At 54.7% G+C, this 11,995-nt stretch carries 11 protein-coding genes; 4 read left to right on the top strand and 7 right to left on the bottom strand.

The window, feature by feature from the left end:
- Window positions 1-46: 46 nt before the first annotated feature.
- The gene (locus ABNV41_RS12560; RefSeq protein ID WP_006116827.1) at window positions 47-457 is read right to left on the bottom strand and encodes a hypothetical protein; all 411 of its coding nucleotides are present in this window, start codon (window positions 455-457) and stop codon (window positions 47-49) included.
- 91 nt (window positions 458-548) lie between these two features.
- Window positions 549-1,574: an EF-P lysine aminoacylase EpmA gene (epmA, locus tag ABNV41_RS12555; protein ID WP_050819104.1), complete on the bottom strand. Its 1,026-nt coding sequence runs from the start codon at window positions 1,572-1,574 to the stop codon at window positions 549-551.
- 20 nt (window positions 1,575-1,594) lie between these two features.
- On the opposite strand from epmA, the gene ABNV41_RS12550 reads away from it, so the two are divergent.
- A complete protein-coding gene (locus tag ABNV41_RS12550; protein ID WP_050819105.1) occupies window positions 1,595-2,644 on the top strand; it encodes a lysine-2,3-aminomutase-like protein in 1,050 nt (349 codons plus the stop codon).
- Window positions 2,645-2,646: 2 nt separating this feature from the next.
- Here the strand turns inward: ABNV41_RS12550 and ggt are convergent, their stop codons facing one another.
- The 3 genes from ggt to ABNV41_RS12535 all read right to left on the bottom strand — a co-directional run bounded on the left by ggt (window position 2,647) and on the right by ABNV41_RS12535 (window position 6,548).
- Window positions 2,647-4,467, bottom strand: coding sequence for a gamma-glutamyltransferase (gene ggt / locus ABNV41_RS12545; protein WP_349934780.1), 1,821 nt, complete (start codon window positions 4,465-4,467; stop codon window positions 2,647-2,649).
- A gap of 6 nt (window positions 4,468-4,473) precedes the next feature.
- The gene (map, locus tag ABNV41_RS12540) at window positions 4,474-5,274 is read right to left on the bottom strand and encodes a type I methionyl aminopeptidase (protein ID WP_050819107.1); all 801 of its coding nucleotides are present in this window, start codon (window positions 5,272-5,274) and stop codon (window positions 4,474-4,476) included.
- 125 nt (window positions 5,275-5,399) lie between these two features.
- Window positions 5,400-6,548, bottom strand: coding sequence for a D-alanyl-D-alanine carboxypeptidase family protein (locus ABNV41_RS12535; RefSeq protein ID WP_050819108.1), 1,149 nt, complete (start codon window positions 6,546-6,548; stop codon window positions 5,400-5,402).
- 314 nt (window positions 6,549-6,862) lie between these two features.
- Between ABNV41_RS12535 and clpS the strand changes: the two genes are divergently transcribed.
- Both clpS and clpA read left to right on the top strand, forming a co-directional pair.
- Window positions 6,863-7,240, top strand: coding sequence for an ATP-dependent Clp protease adapter ClpS (gene clpS / locus ABNV41_RS12530; RefSeq protein WP_003623838.1), 378 nt, complete (start codon window positions 6,863-6,865; stop codon window positions 7,238-7,240).
- Window positions 7,241-7,406: 166 nt separating this feature from the next.
- Complete coding sequence (clpA, locus tag ABNV41_RS12525) at window positions 7,407-9,752, top strand: ATP-dependent Clp protease ATP-binding subunit ClpA (RefSeq protein ID WP_050819109.1); 2,346 nt, start codon at window positions 7,407-7,409, stop codon at window positions 9,750-9,752.
- A 92-nt stretch (window positions 9,753-9,844) separates the two neighbouring features.
- On the opposite strand, the gene ABNV41_RS12520 is transcribed toward clpA, so the two are convergent.
- Both ABNV41_RS12520 and ABNV41_RS12515 read right to left on the bottom strand, forming a co-directional pair.
- A complete protein-coding gene (locus ABNV41_RS12520) occupies window positions 9,845-10,348 on the bottom strand; it encodes a DUF3465 domain-containing protein (protein ID WP_050819110.1) in 504 nt (167 codons plus the stop codon).
- 6 nt (window positions 10,349-10,354) lie between these two features.
- Complete coding sequence (locus tag ABNV41_RS12515; protein ID WP_050819111.1) at window positions 10,355-11,272, bottom strand: polyphosphate kinase 2 family protein; 918 nt, start codon at window positions 11,270-11,272, stop codon at window positions 10,355-10,357.
- 113 nt (window positions 11,273-11,385) lie between these two features.
- Here ABNV41_RS12515 and ABNV41_RS12510 point away from each other — a divergent pair, with 113 nt between their 5' ends.
- On the top strand, window positions 11,386-11,994 hold the full coding sequence (locus ABNV41_RS12510; RefSeq protein ID WP_050819112.1) for a YqgE/AlgH family protein: 609 nt from the start codon (window positions 11,386-11,388) through the stop codon (window positions 11,992-11,994).
- Window position 11,995: the final 1 nt, after the last annotated feature.

The raw sequence follows: 11,995 nt of genomic DNA, 5'->3' as shown, positions 1-11,995 counted from the left end.
TGAAAAAAGTCTGGCTTCATGAAGTAGAAGACTGCACCGGGCATACTCAGCACCCGTCTCCTCGCATTGTCCAGGCTGTTACAATACCGTTTACCAGTTCAAACGTGGTTTGGCAGGTGTAGGTATAGGCTGTGCCCATGCCACCGCCCATGCCGCCCCAACCGCCATCCCAGCCGCCCATACCCCAGCCAGGGCCATATCCGCCCCAGCCACCCCAGCCGCCATCCCATCCCCATCCGCTCATGGGCATGGTGTAATCGGTTTGCTGGTTGATATAGGCCAGAAAGGTGTGGTTGCCAGAAACAAATTGCCGCGTAGGCACGCCGAATGTACGCACCACATCGGTTGTTTGTTTGCCAATCATGGAATCAAGCTGGCGCCGTTCCTTTTTACTGGGAACTTGGCAACCCGTTAGGGCCAGAGCGCCCAGCAGCAGGATAAATCTTTTATGCATCATGGCAGCTCTGGCTCCCGCCGGCAGTTTTGTAACCGGGCATCATACGGATGAATGTTGAACAGCATATTATGGTTGCGCCAAATGTTGCAGACTAACCGTTTATCCACAAGACGTTCTGTATACGTGTTGTGCCGCAAGCCAGCATAACCAACCTATCAAACCCCAATGCAATGCCAGAACAGGTGGGCATATGGGGCAGGGCGCTGAGCAGTTTTTCATCCACGGGCCATTCGGGCCGGTCGGGGTAGAGGGTTTTGCGCTGGTGGCGGTCGGCCTCAAAACGGGAGCGTTGTTCTGTGGCGTCTGTCAGCTCTTCAAAAGCGTTCGCTAACTCCATGCCTGCGGCATAAAGTTCAAACCGTAGAGCCACACGGGGGTCTTGCGGGCTTTTACGCGCCAGCGCGGCTTGGCTGGCGGGCCAGTGGGTAAGAAAAGTGGGGCGTGTGCGGCCAATGGCGGGTTCTATGCGCTCCATCAGCAGGCGGAAGAACAGGTCCTCCCACGTTTCACCATCACGCAAAGTGCAGCCCGCTGCTTTTGCCAAAGCCTGCGCGTTTCCTTCTGTTGGCAGAAGGTCGATGTCGGCATGGCGATGGAAGGCTTCTTGCATGGTCAGCCGCTCAAACGGGCCGGATATGTTCAGGCTATGGCCAGAATGGTGGAGAATCGGCGGTAATACGGCTTGCAAAAGGGCTTCGGTTTCATCCATCAGCCCATCCAGCGTCATGTTGGGTTGATACCATTCCAGCATGGTAAATTCTGGAGCATGCAGGTGGCTGCCCTCGCCATTTCGCCAGACACGCGCAAACTGAAAAACAGGCAACCCGGTGGCCGCCACAATACGCTTCATGGCAAATTCCGGGCTGGTGTGCAGGAACAGGTTTTGTTGCACGCCATTAGGTGCTTCCTGCACCGTATGAAAAGGTTGGAGGTGTACCTCCTCCCCCGGTGTAGGCACGGCGTAAGGCGTTTCCACTTCCACACAACCACGCGCTTCCAGAAAGGCACGTGTCCCGCGCAAAACCAGATTACGGCGCAGCAGAAAAGGAAGCCGGTCAAGAATATGATCGGGGTCTTTCATACCCGGATCAGGCTGAACAGTTGCAGAGTCTGACATGAGAGGAGTAGAGGCGTGACATGTCTTTCCCGGTCAAGCCCTCTTTTTCGCGGCGCAAAACATTGCGCACCCCGGATGATCTGATAGCAGCCGGTTTGGTGCCCCCCAAACAGCGCGAGATGTTGGATGCTGTTGCCCAGCATTATGCCACGGCCATTCCACCAGCTTTTCTGGATGTAATCACTGCGCCAGATGATCCGATAGGTGTGCAGGTTGTGCCCTCCGCGCAGGAGCTGGAGATTGCGCCAGAGGAGCGCTCTGACCCTATTGGAGATAACGCGCTTTCACCCGTTCCCGGCATTGTGCACCGTTATGCAGATCGGGCGCTGTTGAAGCCCTTGCTGATCTGCCCGCTTTACTGTCGGTTCTGTTTTAGGCGCGAGCATGTGGGGCCAGATGGCGGTGTGTTGGATGATGCCGCTCTGGAACAGGCGCTGGAGTGGCTGCGCACGCATGAGCAGATTCGCGAAGTGATTCTAACGGGGGGAGATCCGCTTATGCTCTCTCCGCGCCGGTTGGGGCATATTGTGGCAGCGCTTTCAGCCATGCCGCATGTCACCACTATTCGGGTGCATAGCCGCGTGCCCGTGGCAGACCCTGAGCGTGTAACAGATGCCCTGCTGGATGCGTTGGAAACAGATAAAGCGATGTGGATGGCCGTGCACGTCAACCACGCGCGGGAAATGTCCGAACCCGCACGGGCATGTCTTAAGCGCATTGTGCGCAGGGGTATTCCGCTACTGGGGCAGTCTGTTTTGCTGCGTGGTGTGAATGATAGCGAGCAGGCGCTGGAAGATCTGTTCCGCGCCATGGTGGAAACCCGTATGCGCCCGTATTATTTGCACCAGCTGGACCCGGCCCCCGGCACAGCGCATTTTCATGTGCCGGTAGAGGAAGGGCAGCGCCTGCTGGCAGGTTTGCGCGGGCGCGTAACCGGTTTGGCGTGGCCGCTCTATGTGCTGGATATTCCCGGGGGCTACGGCAAGGTGCCGTTGGGGCCTGAGTATGTGCAAGGCCCCAAGCAAGTGAAAGACCCTAAAGGAACCACCCACAAGTTGGACCGGCTATAGGCTTACTCACCTATAGCGGCGCCTCCGGGGTGGCGCCTGTCATACCCTCCAAAATAAGGAGGAGCACCTGTGGTCTGGTCTGTTAAGCGTGGGCTGCCTGTCAGAATGCCCTCCGGTATGCCCCACGGCGCATGGGGGGCAAAATGGTAGCCCTCATGCTCCAGTGTCTGTTCTACAGATGAGGAAACTGCGCCGGATTCTATTTCTACTGCATCGGGCATCCACTGTTCATGCAGGCGCGGCAGATCAATGGCCTGCTGGATGTCTAATCCGTAATCCACAACACCCAGAATAACAGACAGCACAATGGTGGGAATGCGCGAGCCACCGGGGCTGCCTATCACCATAATGGGCTTGCCATTGCGGGAGAGAATGGTGGGTGTCATGGAAGAAAGAGGCGTTTTACCCGGAGCAATGACATTGGCTGTGCTGCCGGGAATACCAAACATATTGGGCGCGCCGGGTTTGATGGAAAAATCATCCATCTCATCATTCATGAAAATGCCGGTATTGCCCCCCATCACCTTGGCCCCAAACCATCCGTTCAGTGTGTATGTGGTGGAAATGGCAAAGCCATTTTTGTCCATCACAGAAAACTGCGTGGTTTCAGGTTTTTCGGCAAAAGCATCCCCGGCTTTCAGGGATGTAGAAGGCACAGCGTGATCTGTGGGAATATGCGCCCGTATTTCAGCTGCGTAAGTTGTGTCTAGCAAATGCTGGCTGGGGTTGGGCACAAAAGCCGGATCTCCCAGATCACGCCTGTCAGAATAAGCGTGGCGCATGGCTTCTATTTCGCGCTGCAAAGCTGGGGCTGTGTGCAAACCAAGGGTTTGCATGTTGTAGCCACCCAGAATGTTCAGCATTTCACACAAGGCAACGCCACCGGCACTTGGGGGCGGTGCGGTTTCCACTTCCAGCCCGCGATAATGACACGTTAGCGGAGGAAGTTCGCGTGGTGCGTAACGCGCAAAATCTGAAAGGGTGAGGATGCCACCATTTTTGCGAGAGGTATCTACAATGGCGTGGGCAATGGGGCCTTTGTAAAAAGCATCTGCACCGTGGCGGGCAATCTGTTCCAACGAGCGAGCAAGGTCTTTTTGCACCAGTTTATCTCCCACCTGCAGGGGGGAGCCATCGGGGCGCAGGAAAATAGCCCGTGCATAGGAGTCTTTACGAAAAGCCTCGGTCGAGGTGTTCAGTAACGCCACCTCTCCGGTTTCCAGCACAAAGCCTTCACGCGCTAGCCGAATGGCCGGGGCCAGCACAGCCTGACGCGGCAATTTGCCCCAGCGTTTATGCACTTCCTCCAGCCCAGCCACAGTGCCGGGAATGGCAACAGCCTTCCAGCCGGTTACAGATTGATCGGGCAGCACATTGCCGTGTTCATCCAAAAACATGGTGGGGGTGGCCGCAGCAGGAGCTTTTTCCCGAAAATCCAGAAAAACACTTTGCAGTTTGCCCGGTGGGCGCAGCAGCATAAAGCCACCACCGCCCAGATTGCCCGCCGCAGGGTAAACAACAGCCAATGCATAACCCATGGCCACGGCGGCATCTGCTGCGTTGCCGCCTTGGGCCAGAATGTGCGCTCCGGCTTCAGATGCAAGGCGTTGGGCAGAAACGGCCATGCCATGCGCCCCACGTGTGGGTGCTAAAGGTGGGAGGTGATCAGGCTGTGTTGTGCTGAATGCCAGCGGGTCTGGCGCAGATGCCACGGGGGCCGCTGCCCATACTGGCTGGATGGTGGTAGCCCCCACTCCCATACAAAGCACTGCCATCGCCACCAAACGGGAGGGGAGGGAGAAACGCTGTATGGGAGCAGGCATGGGGGCTTATCCTTTTACAGGGTAGGGTGGGCAGGTGTAGCCAGCAGGAGAAAGCGTGAAAATTTCATAACCTTTTTCGGTTACGGCCAGCATGTGCTCAAACTGGGCGGAAAGGGAGCGGTCACGCGTTACTGCCGTCCACCCATCTTCCAGAATTTTTACATCTGCTTTGCCAATGTTCAGCATGGGTTCAATGGTAAACACCATGCCTGCCTTTAGCTTCATACCTTCGCCGGGGCGGCCATAGTGCAGAATGTTGGGTTCGGTATGAAAGGTCTGGCCAATGCCGTGACCGCAGAAGTCTTCCACAATGGAATAGCGGTGTTTTTCTGCATAGCTCTGGATAGCGTAGCCAATATCACCCAGCGTGGCGCCAGGGCGTACGGCCTCAATCCCGCGCATCATGCTTTCATAGGTTGCTGTAATCAGCTTGGCAGCTTTGATGGATACTTTGCCCACCGTGTACATACGGCTGCTGTCACCAAACCAACCGTTCAGCTTGGGGGTAACGTCAATATTCACGATATCCCCTTCCTGCAGAACGCGATCACCGGGAATGCCGTGGCACACAACATGGTTAACGGAAATGCAGCAGGATTTGGGGTAACCGCGATAATTCAGCGGGCCGGGCACGGCATCATGCGCCAGCGTGTAGTCATGAATAATACGATCAAGTTCCCCTGTGGTAACACCGGGTTTGACGTAAGGGGTAATCATATCCAGCGTAGAAGCTGCCAGACGGCCGGCAGCACGCAACATTTTAAAATCTTCTTCAGTATGCAGAATAATTCCGCCTCTGCCGGCCATAATGGTGCTCCCTAAATTTTGCAGGCGTTAAACGAGTCAGCCGCAAGATGGAGCCAGCAGGCAGCAAAGGCAACCCGCTTATACCGTTGCGGATCGCCTAAGCCTGCAGAATCGGCAGAAAAAACTCAGGTATGGTTATGCGTTGCATGGTGTTTGGTTGCGCTTCTGGAAGATGTAGCCGTTGCTGGCCGCACCTTGGCACCAATTAACCGTACGTGGTGACCGCCAGAAACTGGCATGGCCATAACGTGTCGGCCACGGCGTGCCGCAGGGGCGGAGGCCACTTCTACCACACGGCGGTGGGCAGATGCCGCCATAATAAGTGCATGATGGTTGCGGGCTGTGCGTGTGCCAATCTGGGCACGGGCTAGCATAAGGGGCCGTGCAACCGGGGCTACACCTTCTGCATCAAACCCACGGTCTAGCTGATTGGCCATAACCAGAGAGCGCTGGTTGTTGCTGGAAGCCCCCATAACCACGCCCACAAGGCGCACGTTATCACGGATGGCGGAGGTAACAAGGTTACGCCCGGCTTCCTGCGTGTAACCGGTTTTCATGCCATCTGCCCCTGCATACACTTTGAGCATGGGGTTGTGGTTGGGAATGATGCGGCGGTGAAAGCTGAAATACGGCGTTGAAAAGTAGTGATAATATTCGGGGAAATCAGAAATCAGACGGCGGCCTAGGGTGGCCAGATCGCGTGCTGTTGTCATCTGGTCCGGGTCAGGCAGGCCAGAAGCATTGCGGAAGGTGGTGTTGCTCATGCCCAAGTAGTGGGCCTGTTGCGTCATCATTGCGGCAAACTGGGGTTCGCTTCCGCCACCAATCAATTCACCCAATGCGCAGGCAGCATCGTTGGCGGATTTGGTAACAAGAGCCAGAATTGCCTGTTCAACAGTAAGATGTGAACCGGGAACCAATCCGAGTTTGGAAGGTTCCATAGTAGAGGCATGGATGGAAACAGGTACAGCTTGATCTAGCGAGATGGCACCAGCGCGCAGGGCGTTGAATGTCATATACAGGGTCATCAGCTTTGTCAGGCTGGCCGGGTAGCGGCGGAGGTCTGGATCATCTTGCGAAAGAACAGCGCCGGTGCGTGCATCCACCACAATGGAGCTTAACTGCCCTGCATACTGGGCCTGCGCTTTGCCATAAGTAACTGTGGTGCCAATAGCCAAGCCTGCCAACAGGCCAACCCATTTGCGCAAAGAGGGTGTTTTTTTACGTTTCAGCTTGGGCAGCATATTATTTTCTGCCGTTGTTGCGTGCCGCATTACTGTCCTGTTTGCCACTGCCACCCCCACCTGCTTCCTGCAGGGTTACTATTCCGTCTGCCGCTTAAGATCGCAAGCCCACGACTGCATAAATCTGGAAAAATCCGAATCAGGGTTTCAGTTTTAGCGGCGTGGTAGTGTGTATATTTTCGTGTGTTCTGCCTATGTGGCACAAATATGGCAGTGCACGGGGCATAGCCACGTTATAAAGGTATGGCGTGGTATGTCCTCTTCCATATGGGGTTGCCGTAACCAATATGGTGGAAGATACAGCCTTATGATTTTGTCTGACCTGCTGCCGGAGTTTGCCCATAATGGTTCTGCATCGCGATCCTGTTTTGCATACGGGTAATGGGCCTTTGCGCCGTGGCGGAGGCACGGATTCTTCGGATGATGGTGCTGATATTGGCGTGGTGGTGCGGGCCAAACCCAAAACCCGCAAGCCGGCCATGTACAAAGTGCTGATGCTGAATGATGATTACACCCCAATGGAATTTGTGGTGTACGTGCTTGAACGCTTTTTTCAGAAGAATCGGGAAGAGGCCACAGACATCATGCTCAATGTGCATCGGCGCGGTGTTGGGGTGTGTGGCGTGTTCACTTATGAAGTAGCCGAAACCAAGGTGGCGCAAGTTATGGACTTGGCGCGGCAAAACCAGCACCCGTTACAGTGCACGATCGAAAAAGACTGATCACTTCTGCAAGGTTATTGCTAAAAAACGGCATGGTACGCGTTTTTTACGCGGAATAAGACTCGCATTTCCTGAAGAAGCAGCCAAATATGATAACAAGGGCTGCGGGTATGGTGGGTAGCGTTGCTACCGTGCCTGCAATGTCTGGGGAAAGGAGCGTCTCGTCATGTTGTCACGCAATCTCGAACAGACTCTACATCGGGCGCTCATTCTGGCCGGTGAACGGCATCATGAATACGCCACGCTTGAGCATCTGCTTCTTGCCCTGGTTGATGATGCGGACGCCGTTACGGTGTTCCGGGCGTGCGGGGTGGATCTGGACCGCCTGCGCACGGATCTGACAGGTTTTCTGGATAAGGATCTGGCTGGGCTGGCATCTGATCGGCCAACAGAACCAAAACCCACTGCCGCGTTCCAGCGCGTTATTCAGCGGGCGGCTATTCATGTGCAATCTACCGGGCGGGATGAGGTAACAGGCGCAAACGTGCTTGTGGCCCTGTTTGCCGAGCGGGAAAGCCATGCAGTATATTTCCTGCAGTTGCAGGATATGACGCGGCTGGATGCCGTTAACTTTCTGTCTCACGGTATTGCCAAAGCGCCGGATCGTTCTACACGCCGCCCGGTGGCGGGTACGGAATCGAACGCAGAAAAGGGTGAAGAACCCGAGCGGACTGAAAGCAAGAGCCAGAAGGGCAATCAGGATGCGCTTTCTACCTATTGCGTTAATCTGAACGATAAGGCGATTGCCGGTAAGGTAGATCCGCTTATCGGGCGTGATACGGAAATTGAGCGCACTATTCAGATTCTGTGCCGCCGCACCAAGAACAACCCGCTGTATGTGGGGGACCCGGGTGTAGGTAAAACCGCCATTGCGGAAGGGCTTGCCCGCCGCATTGTGGAAGGTAACGTGCCAGAAGTGCTGCTGAAATCCACCATCTATTCGCTGGATATGGGCGCATTGCTGGCAGGCACACGCTACCGCGGTGATTTTGAAGAACGCCTGAAAGCTGTGGTGACAGAGCTGGATCAGGACCCGCACGCCATCCTGTTTATTGATGAAATCCACACCGTTATTGGTGCCGGGGCAACATCAGGCGGCGCGATGGATGCCTCCAACCTGCTTAAACCCGCTTTGGCAGCAGGCACTCTGCGTTGCATTGGCTCTACAACGTATAAGGAATTCCGGCAGCACTTCGAAAAAGACCGCGCACTTGTGCGGCGCTTCCAGAAGATTGATGTGCCAGAACCCACAATTGATGATGCGGTGAAGATTCTGCGCGGCCTGAAAGGCAGCTACGAAAAACACCACAAGGTACGTTACACGGAAGAGGCCATTCGTGCGGCAGTGGAACTGTCTGCCAAGTATATTCATGATCGTAAGCTGCCCGATAAGGCAATTGACGTGATTGATGAGGTAGGCGCTTCCCGCATGCTTCAGCCTGAAGGCCGCCGCCGCAAGACGGTGAACCTGAAGGATGTGGAAGACATTATCGCGCGTATTGCCCGCATTCCGCCCAAAAGCATTTCTGCGGATGACAAGGAAGTGCTGCGCTCCTTGGAACGCGATCTGAAAGGTATGGTGTTCGGGCAGGATCAGGCGATTGATGCCTTGTCTGCTGCCATCAAGCTGGCACGTGCTGGCCTGCGCGATGCAGAAAAGCCGATTGGCAACTATCTCTTCTCTGGCCCCACCGGGGTTGGTAAAACAGAAGTGGCCCGCCAGCTGGCAACAGCGCTGGGGATTGAGCTGGTTCGCTTCGATATGTCCGAATACATGGAGCGGCATTCCATCTCTCGTCTGTTGGGTGCGCCTCCGGGGTATGTCGGGTTCGATCAGGGCGGTTTGCTGACAGATGCCATTGATCAGCACCCACACGCTGTGCTGCTTCTGGATGAAATCGAAAAAGCACATCCAGATCTGTACAACGTGCTGTTGCAGGTGATGGATAACGGGAAGCTGACGGACCATAATGGCAAGACGGTGGATTTCCGCAACGTTATCCTGATCATGACCACCAATGCTGGTGCGTCGGATATGAGCAAGGAAGCTGTGGGCTTTGGTCGTCAGGTGCGAGAAGGTGAGGATGAAGAGGCCATTAAACGCCTGTTCACACCAGAATTCCGCAACCGTCTGGATGCCATTATTCCGTTTGCACATCTCTCGCCTGAAATTGTGGGGCAGGTGGTTGAAAAGTTTGTGCTGCAGTTGGAAGCGCAGCTTGCAGACCGCAACGTAACCATCGAACTGTCTTCCGCCGCCAAGGAATGGCTGGCAGAGCGCGGGTATGACAGATTGTATGGCGCACGGCCTCTGGGGCGCGTTATTCAGGAATCCATCAAGAAGCCGCTGGCTGAAGAACTGCTGTTTGGCAAGTTGGCAAAGGGTGGAGCCGTGAAAATCGGTCTGAAAAACGGTGAACTGGCGTTTGATATTGTTGAAAGCAGCAATAGCTCTTCCAGCAATGGGGAAGACACTCACGGTAGTGAACATGAGGAAGAAGCAACGGGCTGATGAATATCTGCCACGTGCGTAAATAACAGCAGGGCCGCCAGAAAATATCTGGCGGTCCTGTTTGTATGTGCTGTGTGGGACTGAAAAAAAGATCAGTCGTACTTGGTGCCATTAACCGTAACAGAACCCGGAATTGGCCAGGATTTGCCAGTGCCGCGGTGTGTCCAGTCAATGCCCTGCTTGCGGTAGGAATCGTAGTAATAACGGCCCACCACTTCCACCTGGTCTCCCTTATTCACCCACGGCCATGATGGCGTGTGCATTTCATCTAGATTGGTCACAATGCGGATGGAAATGTTGGGGGCAACGGTTACGTAAAAATACCCATGCCACCCACTGCGGGTATGGCGCGCCTTGGGGCTGACTGCGCGCACGGTGCCGCAGATATGGACGGGTGTATCCCCTTTGGCGCCGCCGTTTTCATAATCCTGCTGTTTGTTCAGGAAATCCTGATTATTGCAGGTTGCGGGCATGGAGGATGCAGCAGGGGCTTCCTGCTTCCATCCCCATCGGGCTTGTGCGGGGGAGGAGAGGAAAGAGGCTGCCAAACCCGTAAGGCCTGCCAGCATAAGTGCGGGAAAACGTGAAGACATCATTCAGGTTCAGTTTTGTGGTGTGGGAATCTGGCCTTTTTCAGCCAGAAGATGGGCGCGGTATTCATCCAGAAAGTGTTCAACCTCTGGCGCGGGCTTGGGTGTAACCTGATGCAGGTTTCTAAGGGCACGAATAATGGTGCCAATCACCACAAGGCGCGCATACCATTTGTGGTTGGAAGGCACGATAATCCACGGTGCATAAGGGCGTGCTGTTTCAGCAATGGCATCCTGATAAGCCGTGGCATATTCCTTCCAGAATTCACGCTCCTTCAAATCGGAAGGTGAGAATTTCCAGCGCTTTTCCGGAATATCCAGCCGGGCCAACAGGCGTTTCCGCTGTTCTTCGGGCGAGATATTCAGGAAAAACTTGAGCACCACAGTGCCTTGGCGGCTGAAATAGTGTTCCAGGTGGCGGATATCGCTAAAGCGGCCTTTCCAGAATTCAGGAGTGTTCACCTCTCCCGTCAGGTGGGCGTTCTGGAGCAATTCCGGATGCACACGGGTTACAAGCACATCTTCATACTGGCTGCGGTTAAAAATAACGATCCGCCCTGCCTGTGGTGCAGCAGTATGGATACGCCATAAAAAACCGTGTTGCAGTTCAGTCGGGCCGGGTTGTTTGAAGGATGTTACGGACACCCCCTGAGGGTTCACGCCAGACATCACATGCTTGATGGTGCCATCTTTGCCCGCAGCATCCATGCCTTGCAAAATGATGAGCAAAGAGTGGGTTTGGTTTGCGTAAAGAAGTTCCTGCAATATTTGCAAAAGGCTTTTGACTTTGCGCAGCAGAAGTTTTCCATCTGCTTTTGTCAGGCCCAGATTGCCGTCATCATTCGGATTATGCGCGCTCAGTTTAAACTTGCTGCCATCCGTAACATGATAGCTGTCTAGCGCATCCAGAAAGCGCGAAAGAGTATTCATGCTATAATTGCCTTACAAAATATTTGCCCTTCACGGAGTGTGGCGGGGCATATGTCAGTCATAAAGGCAGGGGCAATCTTGTCAAAAAAAGAGGCGCTTCTCATATTCTAAGTATGATATCCGTACATTCTTCTATTTCTGCACCTTCCAAACCAGAAGAGACACACTCTCTTGCAGGTATGCTGCTGGTGGCTTCTCCCATGTTGGCGCAAACCCCTTTTGCTCAGAGTGTGATTTATATCTGCGCACATGCGCCAGATACCGGCACCATGGGGCTGGTGGTGAACAAACGTCTGGCTGTGGCCAGCTTTGATGAATTGTTAGCCCAACTTGATATCCAGCCCATGCCTCCTGTCAGGCGCATTGGTTTGTGTGCCGGTGGCCCAGTAGATGCTGGGCGGGGTCTTGTGTTGCATTCTGCTGAATGGGAAGGGGAAAATAGCCTGAGTGTCAGCCCCAATGTTGCCCTGACAGGCAGCGTGGATGTGCTGAAGGAAATTGCTGCAGGCAAAGGCCCACAAGAAGCCCTGTTGGCTATGGGCCATGCCAGTTGGACAGCCGGGCAGCTTGAAGAGGAAATTCTGCAGCACGATGCCTGGTTGGTGGCACCTGCCACGCGGGATATTGTGTTTGGAAGTGACCATGCAGCCAAGTGGCGGCGTGCCTTGGCTTCTATCAATATTGATCCATTGCGCTTGAGCGGACAGGTGGGACACGCCTGAT

The organism is Acetobacter sp. A11-2 (genome assembly GCF_040208445.1).
Lineage (GTDB): Bacteria > Pseudomonadota > Alphaproteobacteria > Acetobacterales > Acetobacteraceae > Acetobacter > Acetobacter oryzoeni.
The sequence above is the reverse complement of the archived record's forward strand: the minus strand, read 5'-3'. Positions and strand labels throughout refer to the sequence as shown.